Here is a 17,500-nt window from a genome sequence, read left to right as displayed (position 1 = left end):
CAGGTAGATAGGATGGAAGTGGAAGTGCCGTGAGGCATGGAGCGGACCATTACTAATCGGTCGAGGACTTGACCCAAGAGTCGCGCAGGTGACTTGGTGAAAAATTAGTGGAAATAAATGTTACTCAGTTTTGAGAGAATGGATCTCTCATAGAAATAAAAGTGCGGCGATGATAGCACGAAGGCTACACCTGTTCCCATGCCGAACACAGAAGTTAAGCTTCGTCACGCCGAGAGTAGTTGGGGGATCGCCCCCTGCGAGGGTAGGTAGTTACCGCGCTTATGTTTTGATACTGGGATACGTTTCTCAGTATCTTTTTTGCGGAAGTAGTTCAGTGGTAGAACATCACCTTGCCATGGTGGGGGTCGCGGGTTCGAATCCCGTCTTCCGCTTCGCTGGAAATTCCAGTGCTCAGTAATTTTAATAACTTATATGCACCCATAGCGCAACTGGATAGAGTGTCTGACTACGAATCAGAAGGTTGTAGGTTCGACTCCTACTGGGTGCATTTTATTTATTAAAAGTATTAAACCTTTTGAATCAAGTTAAATTTAAAATCCTGACGACTAGTTTTTTCTAGTTATCAGGATTTTTTTGTTAGCTATAGATTACTTTTTTTGTTTTTATTTTACAACGGCTTCTTGCATTGTATAGACGATCGTCGGAAATTTGTAAGTTTTCAGCAATATTATGTTTTGAAAATGCATTTGGGCTACAATACATTTCCATGACTTGAACTTCCAGAGGTGATAGAACCTTAGAAAGTTTTTTAAAGTCTTCTTGAAGTAATAGATGCCTATCTGGTGACATGTTGGTATAATCAGGTCCAAGATAGCCGCTACCGTTATTGATAAGTAAAGATTCATAGGAACTCGTAAAAAGATCGTGCTGACGCTTTTTTGCCTTTTGATTTCGTAATAAGGTAAAAAAATAATTGGTTAGGTTGGCTTTGAAGAATGATCCAAAGGAGGATCTTCGATTTGGATCAAAATCTTGTACACTTCGATAACAAACCATCATTGCCTCAACTTTTAAATCATCGTTGTCGTAATAGCGAAAATGAAAAGCTCCGATTGTCGCAAACACTAAAGGACGGTATTTTTGAAATAAAGTCATAAATGATAAACTTTCAGGATCTTCTAAAATATCCGTTATTAATTTTAAATCGTCATCCCCATATTTATATTTACTAATTTCGACCATACTACTACCTCTATTCTTGTGAATTGATGTTGCAGTATTCATTTTGACACTATTAATCTAAATCTAAAATAAAGCGCTTTATTTTAGGGAAAATTAATCGCAAAAAAATAATAATTTATCGACAAAAAAGGAAACTGCTTCAAAAACAGTTTCCTTATATTAATTAAGCCACTTGCCGGATTTGAACCGGCGACCCCCACCTTACCATGGTGATGCTCTACCTGCTGAGCTAAAGTGGCATGCAATTATCAGTACCTAAATAGTATATTATATACATTTAATAATTGCAATACTTGTTATAGTAATTAAATTTTGTAAATTGATATTAACTGAACTTACTTGAGAGATAAAGTTTGTTCCGTCGTATACAAAGCTGGATCAAGCTCTTTGATCAGTGGTGATGGTTTACCAGGACAAATTAAAATCAATTCGTGCATGGCTCGAGAACAGATCGTGTACAGTATTCCACGTTCATTAGTTTTAGGATATTCAGTTTCAGAAACATTATTGACGATCACACTGTCAAATTCAAGACCTTTGGCTAAATAAATTGGTAAAATAGCGATACCTTCAGGTAAAGTTCGATCTTTTTCTTCTAATAGTGTAACGTTTAAATTATGGTGGAGTCGTTCATAAAGCTGTTGACTCTCAGTCATATTTTTTGTGATCAAAGCGACAGAAGAATACTTGGCGGCCGATTTTTTAAGATGAGAATAAAGCGCAGACAAAGCCGATTTTTCATCGCTGACTTGACAAATTACTGGACGATCACCTGGTCTGTTAAAGGCTTCAATATCGTTGCCTTCTGGCAGCATTGCCTTCATGAAGTTAGTGATCTGTTTAGTTGAACGATAACTTTTATTGAGTAATTTTAGATTACTGCGTTGTGCATGGACAGTATCAGTTAAGCCTTGCAGCAGGTCTTCAGGTCTTTGAGACTCTGAATAAAGAGCCTGCTCACTATCACCGAGTAATGTAAGCTTGGCAGCGGCAAAAACATGTTTTAAATACCTCATTTGAGCAAATGTATAATCTTGCATTTCATCAATAAAGAGGTGTTCGATACTATGACTTTGACCACTATCAGTTAATAGATCACGTAAATACAAAAGTGGCGCACAATCATCTAATTCGATACGATGATATTCTAAGTTTTGCGCGTATTCGTTGAAGGAGCCAGGCAATACTTGTTTCAGAAATGCACCATATTGTTCGTAGCCGTCAAAAAAGAAGTCGTTATATAAGGCATCATAAATCACGGCATATTGTTTTTGTGTGATCTGAAGTCCTAGATAGGCTTGCTCTTCATCATAAGAAGCAAAGCTATCTTCCTTATCACCGATGATTTCATTATATTGTTCATCACTAAGGTCTTCTAACATATCTTGTATCTCTTTACTGGTCGATCGTTTACCAACAATTTTATCTAGCTTTTTAAGCAGCTTCTTTTTTAAGGTATTAAAGCGGTGGCCTAAGGTCATGTTTCCAGCAAAACTACTATATAATCGTGTGATCTCTTCTTTAGAAAAGATGATCTCGCCATTGAGTGTGATGTCTGTGAAATGGAAGTCTGTCGCTGGCAAATGATTGGCGTAATTTTTAACACTTTGCATAAATTTTATCGAGCGTTTATATTTGTTCAATTTCTTTTGTTCAGTTGAAAAATTGTTTTCATTTTCGTAATGTTCGAAGAGTGACTCAACGTTTAATCCCTGTAACCGACGCGAAAAGAACTCGTGTAAGGTCACTTGTCGCATATTTTTTTCACCCAAACTAGGTAAAACATCAGAAATATAGCGGCTAAAGAGTAAATTAGGGGAAAATAGTACTATCTGATCTGCATTTAAGGTATCGCGGCTGTGATATAACAAAAAGGCAATGCGTTGTAGGATTGCTGAGGTTTTGCCGCTTCCTGCAACTCCTTGAACTAACAAGAGGTCACTTTTCGTATCCCTAATAATATCATTTTGTTCTTTTTGAATAGTAGCGACGATGTTTTTCATATATTCGTCGCTGTGTTCATCTAAGACATCCTGTAAAATTTCATCACCGACAGTTTCATTAGTATCAAACATGTTTTTGATCTGGCCGTTATTTATCTTGAATTGCCGCTTTTTTAGAAGATCTGTTTGTTGTTGTCCCGCGGGTGTTTCATATTCAACGTGGCCCAAAGTGCCGTTATAATACACCGATGATATCGGAGCTCGCCAGTCATATATCAAAAAGTTCTGGTGGTCATCGTTTAATGATGCTGTGCCGATATAAAGTGTTTCTTGTTCATCACCTGGATCTTGAATGTCGATCCGCCCAAAGTAAGGGGACTTTTCTAAGTCTTGCAATGTTTCTAACTGTTCTTTTAAGATTTGTTCAGTTTGCACATTTTTGGCAACTAATTGCTTTTGCTGTTGAATTTCAGCATTTGTTTCCATTCGATCGTCAACTTCAGTCGTGTTGACTTTGGCATTTTGCACATAGTTTTTTTCTACTGAAGAAGTCTCTTCGTGCGCTTTTTTGTATTCTTTTTCTGTTTGTTTTTGCTGTTTTTGAATCTCTTTAACAACTTGATCTACACGATTTTGTTCTAATTGCCTTTCATTTTCCATGAATGCAGATCCTTTCTGGTATTTTCAAAATTCCTGCGCTAAATTTCAGTTTGTTAAATTTATAAGCTGAAAACTTGTATTATCAATTGTAAGTAATATTTAACTAAATTTCAATTTACGCTATCATAAATTAGCAGTCTTGTCAGAATTTTAGTTTTTTTCATTAGTAGGTCTTTACAAGCTTAAGTAGTCTGATAAAATTAAGTTAATTCGTTGAACAGGATAAGTAGGGAGCTGACGACAGAGATACATCATATGCTGAGAGATGTAATAGTGATCGAATTGGTACTGTGAGAAAAAATAATTATGAAATGAGTGGCGGATCTTCCGCAATTTAGGTGGCACCGCGAGTAATCGTCCTATTGTTATTGGAACAATAGGACTTTTTTAATTCAGACATAATTTAAAAATTTGGATATTATAAAGGAGAAGGATTGTTATGAATAAACATGTTATTTTAACGGGAGACCGACCAACAGGTAAATTGCATATTGGACATTATATTGGTTCTTTAAGACAAAGAGTGGCTCTGCAAGAAACAGGTGATTATGATACTTATATCATGATCGCTGACCAGCAGGCTTTAACTGACAATGCTCGTGATCCGGAAAAAATCAAAAATTCTTTGATCGAGGTTGCACTAGACTACTTAGCTGTCGGTTTGGATCCTGAAAAATCAACAATTTTTGTTCAATCAGCAATCCCAGCTTTAGCAGAATTGAATTTGTACTACTTGAATCTGGTCACAGTTTCCCGACTGGAACGTAACCCAACAGTTAAAGCAGAGATTCAACAAAAGAATTTTGAACGTTCGATCCCTGTTGGCTTCTTCACTTATCCTGTGAGTCAAACTGCTGATATTACTGCTTTTAAAGCTGATACAGTGCCGGTTGGTGATGATCAAGAACCGATGATCGAACAAGCACGCGAAATTGTGCGGAGCTTCAATACGATTTATGGTAAAGAAGTTCTTGTGGAACCACAAGGAGTTTTTCCGGCTAAGGGATCGGGGCGTTTACCAGGATTAGATGGGAATGCCAAGATGAGCAAGTCTCTTAACAATGCGATCTATTTGTCAGATGATGCTGATACTTTGAAAAAGAAGGTCATGTCTATGTATACCGATCCCGATCATGTACACGTGGAAGATCCTGGTAGGGTCGAGGGAAATACTGTCTTTACCTATCTGGATGTTTTTGCCAAAGACCAACAGCATGTGGCTGACTTAAAAGAACAATATCAAGCTGGTGGTTTAGGTGATGTGAAGTTGAAACGTTACCTAAGTGATGTCTTGGAAGAAGAACTTGCACCAATTAGAAGTCGTCGCCTTGAATATGCTAAAGACATCCCAGCAATATATGATATATTGCAAAAGGGTAGTGAAAAAGCTAATGAAGTTGCTGCACAAACTTTGAAAGAAGTTAGGGCTGCGATCGGTGTCAATTATTTTGAATAAAAAACACGATAATTGTTAATTACAGGTTAAATCTGTTTAATAAACTTGTGATCTAAGAGGTGAGATCGATATGAAAAAAATTGCACTACTTGATTTAGGTTCTAATTCCACACGAATGGCGATCTATCAAATCAATTCTGATAATTCCTTTCAAGAGATCAAACGTTTCAAGGAAATGACTCGATTAGCTGAAGGAATGGGTGAGTCTGGTAAGAAATTGACATTAAAAAAAGCAGCAATTGAGCGCACGGTGGCTGCCTTGGAAAAGTTCAAGGGCGAATATGAAAAGGAGCCCAGACTGACGCTCGTACGTGGTGTGGCAACGGCAGCAGTGCGTAGTGCATCAAATAGTGTTGATTTTTTAAAACTCGTGAAAGATAAAATTGGTGTTGATATTGAGATCTTGTCTGGGGATTCTGAAGCTTATTATGATTATGCTGGTGTAATGCATGCTTTTGAACTGGAAAACTGTTTGATCTGTGACATGGGTGGTGGCAGTTTCGAACTTGCCTTGGTTAAAGACCGGCAAGCTGTCGATTATATCAGCATCCCATATGGTGCTGTTACTTTAAGTGAGAAATATAATGCATCAAATAAAATCAGTGCGGCAGATTTTTTTGCTTTACAACGTTTTATTTTGCATAAATTTGAACAATTACCATGGCTTACAAAAGGCGTAGGTTTTCCTTTAGTGTTGCTGGGTGGTGCTAACCGTACAGTTGCGCGTCAGGGGCAACAAAATTCAACTGGTACAAATGACCAGGGCTTGCATGGTAAAAAAATGTCTTCTTTCAGTTTTGTTGAGGTTTTCCAGGACTGGTTAGCCAAAGATCACCAAGAACTTAAAGTAGCTCTTGGAGTTGAAAAAGAGCGGGCAGATATTATTATTGCAGGTTTGACCCCAGTTGTTTTACTTTTGGAAAAATATAATATACCAGAAGTTGTTTTCTCGGAAAGTGGTGTTAGGGAAGGTATTATTGCTGAGTTGACAAAATAAACTGATTTATCAGGCATGAAAATAAAGTACCCCATAATTGCTACACTTCAAAGCGAAGTCTAACAGTATGGGGTACTTTTAGTTGCTAGCGATTTTGGTAATTTATGGATAAGTAATGTCTTTGCCAAAATATTTGACAGATATTTGATTTAGACGTCCATCTTTAGCCATTTCTTCCAGGGAGTTGGTGACTTTTTTATTTAATTTTTGGTCATGGTAGGTCGTAGCTTGGATATTTTGAGCAGTGATCTGTGGATCCTTGATCCGTTTTAATACGTGTTGTTTTTGTTTTTTATCAGTTTTATCTTTAGCTGCAACTAGCTCAGGATGTTTTTTTAAGTAAGCAGTATACTGTGGACCAGTTAATATAGCTGCTTTGACCTGTTTATTTTCTACAGCGTCTATGAGTTGGGAAATCGAAGAGTATGGGTGCCTTTTGAAATGCAATTGTTTGAATATCTGTGTTTGTGAACCATTCTTAAGTATACCAACTTTTTGGTCAGCTAGTTTTTTGGTCGATTTTTTCTTACTATCTGAACGACGGAAAAGGATATTTTCCACGTAAAGAAATGGGGCAGAAGACTGAAAATCTTTAGTTGAACGCTTATTTTTACAGAGAGTGCCCAAAGCTAAGTCGATCGTGCCATTTTTTAATTTTTGCTGTAATTGTTTGTTACTTTCGGCTGGAACAAACTGCACCTCTTTATGCAGGTCAATTGCAATTTCTTTGGCGACCGCGACGTTAGCGCCATGCATTTTGTTACTTTTATTACGTGAACTTAATGGTGCATCACTTTCTAAGATACCGACCTTCAAAGTATCATCAGCCAAAATGGTGGGAGTGATAAAGACTATGGCAACAGCAAAAACTAATAAGAGTGACCATAGATATTTATGCTTGATGTGTTTCAAAAAAGTACCTCCTAAAATAAAGCTGCCAAGATCGTCTAGCTACATTAATATATGACAGCACAAAAATATCGCGCGAGTAAAGACTTTAGCTTATTTTGAACGAAAAACTTGCAGATGAGCTTCCCCCTTATTATATAATAGGAAATGGATAATTTAAGCAAAAAGTATTTTTTTAAATAATTCGTTGAAAGTAGGACAAAAATGCAAGGATTTGAAAAGTATTACCGTAAAACTTGGTCTCAAAGACTAGATATTTTGACACAACAGAACAAGCTATCCGAAAAACAAGTCGAACAACTTAAGCAAAATGCGGTAACACCAGTGTTAGGGGAGGCTCAAATTGAAAATTTTTTGACCCAATTCCAGTTACCTGAAGGGTTGGCGTTGAATTTTGTGATCGACGGAAAAGAATATTTAATACCGATGGTTATTGAAGAACCATCGGTGATTGCTGGAGCAAGCCATGGCGCAGCTATTGTTAAAAAGACAGGCGGGTTTCATACTAAAAGTAGCCGACGAGCGATGAGAGGACAGGTCGTTTTAGAAAATGTGACAGATCTTGTGGCTACAAAGAAAAAAATCGAAGAGCAAGAAACTGAATTGATGCAGGCTGCGGTTGATGCACATCCATCGATCGTGAAACGTGGCGGCGGTCCGTTGGCACTCAAGGTTAGGATCTTGGAGCAAGGCCTGCTTTCTGTTGATTTGATCATTGATACTAAAGAAGCGATGGGTGCTAATATGATCAATAGTATGCTCGAAGCAGTTGCTGATAAATTAAGAACTACAGGACATCACGATGTTTTAATGGCAATTTTATCCAATTATACGACAGAATGTTTAGTCACGGCTAGTTGTCAGATACCAGTAGCTAATTTGGCTAAAAATGGCTTACCAGGTCTAAAAATTGCACAAAAGTTGGCTCAAGCCAGTCGAGTTGCTCAGGTCGATCCTTATCGCGCAGCTACACATAATAAAGGGATCATGAATGGTATCGATGCTGCAGTGATCGCCAGTGGCAATGATTGGCGTGCAATAGAGGCGGCTGCCCATGCGTATGCGGCCAGAGATGGACAGTATCGTGGATTAAGTACCTGGAAAGTAGCAGGGGACCAGTTAGAAGGAGAATTGTCTCTCCCAGTTCCTGTCGGTTCTGTGGGAGGGTCGATCGGGATCGTACCGCTTGTTCAGGTCAACTCGGCTTTACGATCAGAAAAAGATGCGCTGGGGTTAGAAAAAATAATCGCTAGTGTGGGGTTAGCACAAAATTTAGCAGCATTATATGCTTTGGTGACCGATGGGATCCAAAAAGGACATATGAATTTACAGATGAAGTCGTTAGCGGTATCGGTCGGGGCCAAAGAAGATGAAATAGAGCAAGTTGTTAGTGTTTTACAGAAGTTACCTCAACAAGATCAGGCAATTGCACAACATGTTTTAGATGAAATTAGAAATGAGGCAAGTGAAAATGAGTGAACCAAAGCTAAAACAAACAGTTTTAGACCTGCAAGACGAAGTTTTGAAAATGGTAAAAAAACCGGTTAATATTTCTTTTAAGGAGGAGAAAAAAGGCTGGTTAGCAAGTGACCAAGCACAAATGTATTTGCATGATGGTCAAATGCAGTTAGATGTTTATGATGTAACAGCACCAAATTATACTGTTTCTCATGAATTTTTGCATGTTTTGGCTATGGGTCAAAATGTACCGCAAATAAATTTCCTAATGACCACTAATGATCCAAACCGTGACTCGAAGATCATGACAGCGGGGATGGAATTATATGATACGGTCTTACATTTGCAAATTTATCCACAGCAACGCAAACTGGGACTACTGGATGAAGAAATCGTTGAATTGTTCTATAAAGGCTTATTAACTCAGCTCAAACCTGAAAAACAGGGAGAAATAGATGCTTGGATGGTGTTACGAACTGTTAAGTTAGTAGATGCTTTGGTTTTGTTTGATGGAAAGCAACCACAAGCAGAACAAAAACTCCAAGAATTATATCCTCGCTGTTTTATTGCGGCGGAAAAATTATATGCAGGATTAACCGAAAGAAAAATTACGGGTCCACAAAAAATAAGAGCCGCAATAGTTAAGTTATGGCGTGGATTTGATGATCAGTTATCTGAGTGGGGCCAAGCTCCCTTAGGATTAAATGACTTTATTAGTTTAGAACCAGTTTTAAGTGAACGGCAGACACGTTTGGAAATTTCACAGTTATTTGAAATATATCATTCTTCTTTACAGGATAATCTGCACTTTAAACCAGCTTATATCGTTCGTTATAAATCTGACCGGCAAAATTCTTTTGTTATCCCCGAGCCAGAACATGACAAAGAAAAAATATTCCGTGGTTTTTATGCCGCTAAGATCGGTGATATTTTACAACAGATGCATATTGATTATTTACTTAGATAATTATTAATTTGAAAGGAAGGTTAATAATGACTGAACTCAATGATTTATTGAATGAAGCAAAGCATGTAGTATTTATGACTGGTGCCGGTGTATCGACTGCATCTGGTATCCCAGATTACCGTTCTAAAAATGGCCTTTATTCCGGGCAAGAAGCGCCTGAATATTTATTAAGTGAAGATTGTTGGCATAAAGAACCGCAAAAACATTATGACTTTGTCACGCAAAGCATGATTTACCCTCAGGCACAACCAAATGTGATCCATGAAAAAATGGCTGAGTTTGCCCAGAAAAAAAACGCGATGGTCATCACGCAAAACATCGATGGACTGCATAAAAAAGCGGGCACACCGGATAAAAATCTAGTTGAATTCCACGGGGAATTGTCACATGTTTACTGCCAAAAATGTGGCAAACAAGCGACCTTGGAAGAATATCAGCATGATATGCACCACCAAAATTGTGGCGGGATCTTGCGGACTGGCATTGTTTTATACGGCGAACAAATCAATGAAGATAATTTGCGTCGTTCTTTAACCGCCATTTCAGCAGCTGATCTATTAGTGGTAGTGGGTACTTCGTTTGTTGTATATCCATTTGCAGGATTGATCTCATATTGTTCACCAAGAGCAAAACTTGTTGCTGTGAATAAACAACAGATCACTATTCCAGACAATGGAGTCATGATCCAAGCTGATGCGACTGAAGAGTTTGCCAAAGTTAATGTTGAATAAATGATAGAACATGGGGATCTTCCCATGTTTTTGTTATTTTTCATGGCTAAATTAGTTCGGGATAGTGAGAACCTTAGGGGTAATATGCTATAATAAAAAGAATTGAAATTAAAAAATGATAATTAAAATTTTGCTTGTAAGAAATAAAGGGGACGAAAGTTAATATGGTTGATAAACCAACATTTTATATTACGACACCGATTTATTATCCATCTGGTAAGTTGCATATCGGTAATGCCTATACGACAATTGCGTGTGACGTGCTCGCACGTTATAAGAGATTACAAAATTATGATGTCTTTTTCTTAACGGGAACAGATGAACACGGTCAAAAAATTGAAGAAAAAGCTGAAGAGCTAGGGATGCAGCCACAAGCTTATGTTGACCAAATGGTAGCGGGCATCAAAAATTTGTGGAAAACTTTGGAGATCTCTAATGATAAGTTTATTCGGACGACTGATGATTATCATGAAAAGGCAATTCAAAAGATCTTTCAAAAATTACTCGATCAAGGTGACATATACTTAGGTAAATATAAGGGCTGGTATTCAGTCTCTGATGAAGAATTCTTTACGGAATCCCAGTTAGCTGAGGTCTATCGTGATGATCAAGGTAATATGACAGGGGGCAAGGCACCATCTGGTCATGAAGTTTCTTTAGTTGAAGAAGAAAGTTATTTCTTTAAGATGAGTAAGTATGCTGATAGATTAGTGAAGTACTATGACGAACATCCTGACTTTATTATTCCACAGACTCGTAAAAATGAAATGTTGAATAACTTTATTAAACCAGGTTTGGAAGATCTAGCTATTACACGGACAAGTTTCAACTGGGGCGTGAAGGTACCTAATGATCCAAAACACGTAGTTTACGTTTGGATCGATGCTTTGTGTAACTATATCACTGCTTTAGGCTATGGCTCTGATGATTTGTCTTTATTTAATAAATACTGGCCGGCTGATGTTCATATGGTAGGTAAGGAGATCGTTCGTTTCCATACGATCTATTGGCCTATTATTTTGATGGCTTTAGATCTTCCTTTGCCTAAACATATCGTGGGTCATGGGTGGCTCTTGATGAAAGATGGTAAGATGTCCAAGTCTAAGGGAAATGTAGTTTACCCTGAAATGTTGGTTGAACGTTATGGCTTAGACGCTTTACGGTATTATTTAATGCGTGCTGTACCGTTTGGTAATGATGGTGTCTTTACACCAGAAGATTTCATCAATAAAGTTAATTATGACCTTGCAAACGACTTAGGCAATTTGCTAAACAGAACTGTGGCGATGATCAATAAGTATCGTGGTGGTCAAATACCTGCCTTAAATAGTGGTGTTACTGAGTTTGATACTGACTTAGAGCAGACTTTTCAGGCCGCTGTGAAAGAGTATGAAGAAGAAATGGATAACATGCACTTCTCCAATGCTTTAGGTGCTTTATGGAAGTTTGTTTCACGTACGAATAAGTATATCGATCAAACAGAACCATGGACCTTGGTTAAAGATGAAAGCAAAACTGCCGACTTAGACAGTGTTTTGGCCCATTTGGCGGCTAGCTTACGCGTGATCGCTATTTTATTACAGCCGGTTTTGACGCACGCACCGAAAGAAATTTTTGCGCAGTTGGGATTGGCAGCTGACAATATGAATATTGATTCCGTATCGTTCTTTGATTTGCCTGCAAATAGTCAGGTGGTTAAGAAGGGTACGCCACTTTTTCCACGTTTAGATACTGATGAGGAAATTGAGTATATTAAATCAAAAATGTCTAAAAATGAAAAAGTTAAAGGTCGTAAAGCAATGGCCGATAAAATCAATGACGCTAAAGAAAATACTTTAACTCTAAACAAAAAAGAGATTCGCTTTGACAAATTTGATAAAGTTGAATTACGTGTTGCTTTGATCAAGTCTGTCAGCAAAGTAAAGGGTGCCGATAAGCTACTGAAATTTAGTCTGGACGCTGGTGATGAAAGCGAACGTCAAATTTTATCTGGAATTGCTCAATGGTATCCAGAACCTGAAAAATTAGTTGGTAAAAAAGTTATTGCAGTTGCTAACTTACAGCCTCGAAAAATGCGCGGAGAAGTTAGTCAGGGAATGTTACTTTCAGCTGAATATGGAGATCAAGTCCAATTGATCACAGTGCCAGATAACATTCCGGCCGGTTCATTGATCAGCTAAAATAAATTGAATTTTGGTTCGAGGAGAAATTCTTCTCGAACTTTTTTTACATAAGTTGAAGTAAGATCAAAAGATAGTATTTTTATTGTTGTTTAATAGGGCTAAAACTTAGATAAATTCGGTCGAGCTTTGGGAGGAATGATTTTTATGAAAATTTTTGATTCACATACACATATAAACTCAGCTGAGTTTGATAATGACCGTGATGATGTGATCAAGCGCGCTAGAGCGTTGGATGTTATTTCAATGTTAGTGATCGGATATGATGGACCTAGTACAGTTTCGCTATGCGAATTATTAGAAAAGTATCCGGATATTTATGGTGCAGTTGGTTGTCATCCTGAAGACAGTGCTTTATATGATTCAACGCTTAAACAGCAGATGACAGATGTATTAACGCAAGAAAAGATGGTTGCGGTTGGTGAGATAGGACTGGATTATCATTGTGACGTCGATCATGACTTACAAAAAGAAGTTTTTAAAAAGCAAATTATGTTAGCACAGGCGTTTGAATTACCCATCAGTGTTCATAATCGTGATGCGTTTGAAGATTGTTATGACATATTAAGAGAAATGAATGTTGGTAAGTTTGGTGGTATTATGCATAGTTTCAATGGTGATTGGTCTTGGGCTCAAAAGTTTTTAGATTTAGGCATGGAACTTTCATATAGTGGCGTGGTAACATTTAATAATGCCAAAGAAGTGCAAGACGCAGCACGTAGAACACCAATAGGACATATTTTAGTTGAAACGGATGCACCATATTTGACTCCAATGCCATATCGGGGCCAGCAAAACGAACCTGGAATGACTAGGTACACCTTGGAATTTATTGCCGCACAACGTAAAATGAGTGCAGTACAACTTGCTAGTGCAACTTATCAAAACACGAAAAGAGTTTTACAAATTAATGAATGAAAAAATGAAGATACAAGAAGTAATCATTGTTGAAGGAAAAGACGATACCAAGCGTATAAATATGGCAGTCAATGCGGATACGTTTGAAACCAGAGGTTCAGCGATCAGTGATGAGGCTTTAAATCAAATCGATGAGTTAAACGACTTACGTGGTGTGATCGTTTTTACTGATCCAGATTTTTCAGGTGAAAAGATACGTAAAACAATTCAAGCTGCTGTTCCAGGTGTGAAGCACGCATTTTTAAATAAAAGAGATGCGATCCCGCACGGTCAAGGCAGTCTAGGAGTAGAACACGCCAGTCCAGCAGCTATTAGGGAGGCCTTATCTCATTTATATACCGAAGTTCCTGAAGCAAAGCCGGTGATCACGCAGGCTGATCTTTTAGCCGCCAATTTGATTTCAGGTCCCAATGCGCGGCAAAGACGTGAAATATTATGTGAATTTTTACGTATCGGTTATGTAAATGGCAAACAATTATATAAAAGGCTAAACCTCTTTCGGGTAACTCCTGCTGAATTTAAAGAAGCCTTAGTACATGTTGAGGAAGTAGGGAAAAACGATGAATAATAACGAACGTCCAGAAATTGGTTCTGGTATGCGGACTAAAGCCATCATGGAAACCTATGGTCTAACTTTTAAGAAAAGCTTGGGCCAGAACTTTTTAACGGATTTAAATGTATTAAAAAAAATCGTGCTTGCGGCTGATGTCAGTTTAGATGACGATGTGATCGAGATCGGACCAGGTATTGGAGCTTTGACTGAGCAACTTGCTAAAAAAGCACACAAAGTTTTAGCCTTAGAGATCGACGAAAGGTTAATCCCTGTTTTGAAAGAAACATTGGCGGATTATTCAAATGTGATTGTAATACGGGCTGATATTCTAGCTGTTCAGCTGTCGGAACTGATCAAAGAACATTTTGATGGCAAACATCAAGTTAAAATAGTGGCTAATTTACCTTATTACATCACAACTCCGATCGTTTTACATTTATTAGATGAAGAAGCTGATTTTAAATCGATCACTGTTATGATGCAAAAAGAAGTGGCGCAACGTTTGACTGCAAAACCAGGGACAAAAGATTATGGCTCCTTAACGGTGGGTGTTGCTTATTCAACCGACAGTGAGATCGCGTTTTTTGTACCTAAAACAGTGTTCGTGCCGAGTCCTAAAGTGGATTCTGCCATTGTTTCAATGAAAAAAAGAATACCGCAAAAATATCAGCCGCAAAATGAAGTTGAATTTAAAAATCTTGTTCGAGGTAGTTTTATGCATAAGCGAAAAAGTTTATGGAATAATTTACTAGGGCTATATGGCAAAGAAAAAAACATTAAAAGCAAATTAACTTTAGCTTTAGCGGATGCGCAAATTAGCCCTGGTGTTAGAGCGGAACGCCTTAACGTAGCGGATTTTGTACGTTTAAGTGATTGTTTATTAGAGCAAGGATTATCTTCTAAATAAAACAATAAAAATCTTGTTATTTTTATTGATGTATAATTATCAGTATGGTATAATTGCGGATTTCGTAAAAAAGTGGTATAATCTTATTCTAGAAGGAGTGGATTTAATGCCCGTTACGATAGCTAAAATTAAAACTAAGTTAGATGATCGAATCGGTAATAATTTAACTGTTACAACTCAGGTTGGTCGTAAAAAAGTCACAACTAGGCATGGAATCTTGCGTGAAACATTCCCTGCTGTGTTTGTTGTTGATTTAGATCAGGATGAAAATGCAGTTAAGCGTGTGTCTTTCAGTTATACAGACGTATTAACTAGAAATATCGAACTAAATTTTGATAACGATTAAAAAGGACCTTGATGTTGTACATCAACGGGCTTTTTTATACTTTCTACATAAAAATGATCTTGTCTTTAACTTTATAAGTTAGACAAGATCATTTTTCAATGCGCCTTTTTCATCATTTAAACTGACAGGTTTAACAAGGTAGACCTCTTCGCAAAAACCACGTAGACTATTGTACACGCGAGAAGCACGGGAATACTTTTCGCAAACTCCATAAACTGTTGGACCAGTCCCACTCATCAATGCGGCACTGGTACCGAACTGTAACATTTTATTTTTTATTCTTGAAATTTCGGGATAACGTTTGGCGGTTATAGGCTCTAACACATTGGACATATTAGACGTTATTTGTTTAAAGTCTTGGCTTTTGATCCCCGTCACAAGTTGCTCAATGTTTTGATGATGTAATTTTTGATGATCCACTTGTTTTAAAATAAATGGAGTAGAAACACTCGCTGGTGGTTTAGCAATAATAAACCACATGGCTGGTAATTCATTTAGCGGGGTAATTATTTCTCCCTTACCTGTGACTAAAGCAGGTTGACTATAAACACAAAAAGGCACGTCAGAGTCAAGTGATAGTCCAAAATTAGCTAGTTTTTGCAATGATAAGCCTAATTTCCACAATTTATTTAAGGCACGTAAAACAGCAGCAGCATCGGCTGAGCCGCCACCCATTCCAGCAGCAACTGGGATATTTTTTTGGATAGAAATTTTAAGCCCAACACTGATTGAAAAATGCTGTTTGATTTTCTTAGCGGCTTGATACGTTAGATTTCGATGGTCACAAGGCAAAAAACCACTATCAGTTTGAACAATGATCTGGTCGTAGTCTGGCAGTGTTTCGATATGGATGTAATCTGCTAGGTCGACCGTTGTCATAACCATTTCCCATTCAAAATCACCATTTGAATGTTGGAATGGGGTATCTAAATATAAATTTAATTTGGCCGGGGCCTTTTCCGTGATTTCCAAGGTCTCACCTTATTTCTAAACGTTTATTAAACTTTATTATATCTATAATGTTATAAATTTAAAAGTCTAAAGAGTTATTGATGTATGTTTTCGGAAATTGTATCTTGCTATTTTGAGAAAAATTATTGAGGATGACTGCAAAAAAGAACAAAATATTGACGAAGTAGTTAAAAAGTGATAGCCTTATTCTTGCTGTTTAACAGGAAACGAACGTTAATTTGTGCTGTTTTAGTAGTTTGAAAAATTGTATTTTTAAAGATAATTTTACATAAATGCGAACATTATTGTTGAATTTTGTAAAAAACTACTATATTCCTTAAAGTTAGCGTATAATGACGAAGTGATTTCACTTACTGAACATTTTTTTAGCGGAGGTTAAAATTTGAAAACAAGAAGAAGCGATCGTTTGATCGATATGACTAATTATTTAATGGAAAGGCCTCACACGTTAATTTCGTTGACTTTTTTTGCTGACCGGTATGAGTCAGCCAAGTCATCCATTTCTGAGGATTTAGCCATTGTAAAACGAACTTTTAAAAATAGAGGCATCGGTATTTTAGAAACAATCCCAGGTGCTGCTGGTGGTGCTCGCTTTATTCCATCAATCGATGAAGGCGAGGCGCGCGAGTTTATTTCTGATATGGTAGTTGAAATGTCAGCAAAAACACGTTTATTACCAGGTGGTTATGTATATCTATCTGATCTACTAGGCCGTCCAGACGTTTTACGACAAGTCGGTCGTGTGATTGCTCGTCAATATATAGACAAGCAGATCGATGCTGTAATGACTGTTGCTACTAAAGGTGTGCCGATCGCACAAAGTGTCTCAGAGTATTTAAATGTACCATTTGTGATCGTCAGACGTGATTCTAAGATCACTGAGGGTGCAACTGTTTCTGTTAATTATGTTTCTGGTTCAAGCGAAAGAATTGAAAAAATGGAGTTGTCCAAACGTAGCTTAAAACAAGGATCACATGTTTTAGTCGTTGATGATTTCATGAAGGGTGGCGGTACCGTCAACGGAATGAAATCGATGATCGAAGAATTCGATTCTGAACTCGTAGGTATCACTGTTTTCGCTGAAGGTTCATTTGCTGGTCAAAGAATGGTGGAAGACTATACTTCACTGTTACGTGTCAACCAGATCAACTCGGAAGATAAAACGATCCAAGTTGATCCAGGAAACTATCTAGAAAAAGTATTTGATAACTAAAGGTTGAAAGTTAAATAATACAAAAAAGCCCCGAATTTTCGGGGTTTTTTCTGTATAAAATAGACATGAATTGCTCCATATCTGTAT

General features: G+C 37.4%; 15 protein-coding genes, 3 tRNA genes and 1 rRNA gene. 14 read left to right on the top strand and 5 right to left on the bottom strand.

Annotated elements, in window-relative coordinates:
• Positions 1-162: 162 nt before the first annotated feature.
• From rrf to LACPOB_RS0100445, 3 genes are all read left to right on the top strand, one after another.
• Positions 163-279 (top strand): 5S ribosomal RNA (rrf, locus tag LACPOB_RS0100455).
• A 41-nt stretch (positions 280-320) separates the two neighbouring features.
• Positions 321-392: transfer RNA gene (locus LACPOB_RS0100450), tRNA-Gly, on the top strand.
• A gap of 42 nt (positions 393-434) precedes the next feature.
• A tRNA-Arg gene (locus LACPOB_RS0100445) sits at positions 435-508 on the top strand.
• An 89-nt stretch (positions 509-597) separates the two neighbouring features.
• On the opposite strand, the gene LACPOB_RS0100440 is transcribed toward LACPOB_RS0100445, so the two are convergent.
• The 3 genes from LACPOB_RS0100440 to helD form a co-directional block, all read right to left on the bottom strand.
• The gene (locus LACPOB_RS0100440; RefSeq protein WP_017866883.1) at positions 598-1,203 is read right to left on the bottom strand and encodes a sigma-70 family RNA polymerase sigma factor; all 606 of its coding nucleotides are present in this window, start codon (positions 1,201-1,203) and stop codon (positions 598-600) included.
• A gap of 166 nt (positions 1,204-1,369) precedes the next feature.
• Positions 1,370-1,442, bottom strand: a tRNA-Thr gene (locus LACPOB_RS0100435).
• 96 nt (positions 1,443-1,538) lie between these two features.
• On the bottom strand, positions 1,539-3,806 hold the full coding sequence (gene helD / locus LACPOB_RS0100430) for an RNA polymerase recycling motor HelD (RefSeq protein ID WP_017866882.1): 2,268 nt from the start codon (positions 3,804-3,806) through the stop codon (positions 1,539-1,541).
• 439 nt (positions 3,807-4,245) lie between these two features.
• On the opposite strand from helD, the gene trpS reads away from it, so the two are divergent.
• Both trpS and LACPOB_RS0100420 read left to right on the top strand, forming a co-directional pair.
• Positions 4,246-5,262 carry a tryptophan--tRNA ligase gene (gene trpS, locus LACPOB_RS0100425; RefSeq protein WP_017866881.1) on the top strand — a complete coding sequence of 339 codons (1,017 nt, stop codon included), beginning with the start codon at positions 4,246-4,248 and terminating at the stop codon, positions 5,260-5,262.
• Positions 5,263-5,332: 70 nt separating this feature from the next.
• Positions 5,333-6,259 carry a Ppx/GppA family phosphatase gene (locus LACPOB_RS0100420; RefSeq protein WP_017866880.1) on the top strand — a complete coding sequence of 309 codons (927 nt, stop codon included), beginning with the start codon at positions 5,333-5,335 and terminating at the stop codon, positions 6,257-6,259.
• Positions 6,260-6,361: 102 nt separating this feature from the next.
• Here the strand turns inward: LACPOB_RS0100420 and LACPOB_RS0100415 are convergent, their stop codons facing one another.
• A complete protein-coding gene (locus LACPOB_RS0100415; RefSeq protein ID WP_017866879.1) occupies positions 6,362-7,171 on the bottom strand; it encodes a substrate-binding periplasmic protein in 810 nt (269 codons plus the stop codon).
• A gap of 201 nt (positions 7,172-7,372) precedes the next feature.
• Between LACPOB_RS0100415 and LACPOB_RS0100410 the strand changes: the two genes are divergently transcribed.
• From LACPOB_RS0100410 to LACPOB_RS0100375, 8 genes are all read left to right on the top strand, one after another.
• A complete protein-coding gene (locus tag LACPOB_RS0100410; RefSeq protein ID WP_017866878.1) occupies positions 7,373-8,647 on the top strand; it encodes a hydroxymethylglutaryl-CoA reductase, degradative in 1,275 nt (424 codons plus the stop codon).
• Positions 8,640-9,593 carry a hypothetical protein gene (locus tag LACPOB_RS0100405; protein WP_017866877.1) on the top strand — a complete coding sequence of 318 codons (954 nt, stop codon included), beginning with the start codon at positions 8,640-8,642 and terminating at the stop codon, positions 9,591-9,593. Before LACPOB_RS0100410 ends, LACPOB_RS0100405 begins: the two co-directional genes overlap by 8 nt.
• Before the next feature lie 26 nt (positions 9,594-9,619).
• Positions 9,620-10,324, top strand: a complete 705-nt coding sequence (locus tag LACPOB_RS0100400) for an NAD-dependent protein deacylase (protein ID WP_017866876.1) — start codon at positions 9,620-9,622, stop codon at positions 10,322-10,324.
• A gap of 164 nt (positions 10,325-10,488) precedes the next feature.
• Positions 10,489-12,504, top strand: a complete 2,016-nt coding sequence (gene metG, locus LACPOB_RS0100395) for a methionine--tRNA ligase (protein WP_017866875.1) — start codon at positions 10,489-10,491, stop codon at positions 12,502-12,504.
• Between the two features lie 147 nt (positions 12,505-12,651).
• Complete coding sequence (locus LACPOB_RS0100390) at positions 12,652-13,422, top strand: TatD family hydrolase (RefSeq protein WP_017866874.1); 771 nt, start codon at positions 12,652-12,654, stop codon at positions 13,420-13,422.
• Positions 13,423-13,426: 4 nt separating this feature from the next.
• Positions 13,427-13,990 carry a ribonuclease M5 gene (gene rnmV / locus LACPOB_RS0100385; protein WP_174795776.1) on the top strand — a complete coding sequence of 188 codons (564 nt, stop codon included), beginning with the start codon at positions 13,427-13,429 and terminating at the stop codon, positions 13,988-13,990.
• Positions 13,983-14,882, top strand: a complete 900-nt coding sequence (gene rsmA, locus LACPOB_RS0100380; RefSeq protein WP_017866872.1) for a 16S rRNA (adenine(1518)-N(6)/adenine(1519)-N(6))-dimethyltransferase RsmA — start codon at positions 13,983-13,985, stop codon at positions 14,880-14,882. The genes rnmV and rsmA overlap by 8 nt, the downstream gene beginning before the upstream one ends.
• 106 nt (positions 14,883-14,988) lie before the next feature.
• Positions 14,989-15,228, top strand: coding sequence for a Veg family protein (locus LACPOB_RS0100375; protein WP_017866871.1), 240 nt, complete (start codon positions 14,989-14,991; stop codon positions 15,226-15,228).
• A 78-nt stretch (positions 15,229-15,306) separates the two neighbouring features.
• Here the strand turns inward: LACPOB_RS0100375 and ispE are convergent, their stop codons facing one another.
• A complete protein-coding gene (gene ispE / locus LACPOB_RS0100370; protein WP_017866870.1) occupies positions 15,307-16,200 on the bottom strand; it encodes a 4-(cytidine 5'-diphospho)-2-C-methyl-D-erythritol kinase in 894 nt (297 codons plus the stop codon).
• Between the two features lie 382 nt (positions 16,201-16,582).
• On the opposite strand from ispE, the gene purR reads away from it, so the two are divergent.
• Positions 16,583-17,413: a pur operon repressor gene (gene purR, locus LACPOB_RS0100365; protein WP_017866869.1), complete on the top strand. Its 831-nt coding sequence runs from the start codon at positions 16,583-16,585 to the stop codon at positions 17,411-17,413.
• Positions 17,414-17,500 lie beyond the last annotated feature (87 nt).

It is taken from the genome of Ligilactobacillus pobuzihii E100301 = KCTC 13174 (assembly GCF_000349725.1).
Taxonomy (GTDB): Bacteria; Bacillota; Bacilli; order Lactobacillales; family Lactobacillaceae; genus Ligilactobacillus; species Ligilactobacillus pobuzihii.
This window is presented reverse-complemented; position numbering and strand designations above follow the sequence as displayed.

Coding starts and splice junctions, on each gene's coding strand:
- LACPOB_RS0100440 (WP_017866883.1), bottom strand. CDS start 1,203: ATGGTCGAAATTAGTAAATATAAATATGGGGATGACGATTTAAAATTA.
- helD (WP_017866882.1), bottom strand. CDS start 3,806: ATGGAAAATGAAAGGCAATTAGAACAAAATCGTGTAGATCAAGTTGTT.
- trpS (WP_017866881.1), top strand. CDS start 4,246: ATGAATAAACATGTTATTTTAACGGGAGACCGACCAACAGGTAAATTG.
- LACPOB_RS0100420 (WP_017866880.1), top strand. CDS start 5,333: ATGAAAAAAATTGCACTACTTGATTTAGGTTCTAATTCCACACGAATG.
- LACPOB_RS0100410 (WP_017866878.1), top strand. CDS start 7,373: ATGCAAGGATTTGAAAAGTATTACCGTAAAACTTGGTCTCAAAGACTA.
- LACPOB_RS0100405 (WP_017866877.1), top strand. CDS start 8,640: ATGAGTGAACCAAAGCTAAAACAAACAGTTTTAGACCTGCAAGACGAA.
- LACPOB_RS0100400 (WP_017866876.1), top strand. CDS start 9,620: ATGACTGAACTCAATGATTTATTGAATGAAGCAAAGCATGTAGTATTT.
- metG (WP_017866875.1), top strand. CDS start 10,489: ATGGTTGATAAACCAACATTTTATATTACGACACCGATTTATTATCCA.
- LACPOB_RS0100390 (WP_017866874.1), top strand. CDS start 12,652: ATGAAAATTTTTGATTCACATACACATATAAACTCAGCTGAGTTTGAT.
- rnmV (WP_174795776.1), top strand. CDS start 13,427: ATGAAGATACAAGAAGTAATCATTGTTGAAGGAAAAGACGATACCAAG.
- rsmA (WP_017866872.1), top strand. CDS start 13,983: ATGAATAATAACGAACGTCCAGAAATTGGTTCTGGTATGCGGACTAAA.
- LACPOB_RS0100375 (WP_017866871.1), top strand. CDS start 14,989: ATGCCCGTTACGATAGCTAAAATTAAAACTAAGTTAGATGATCGAATC.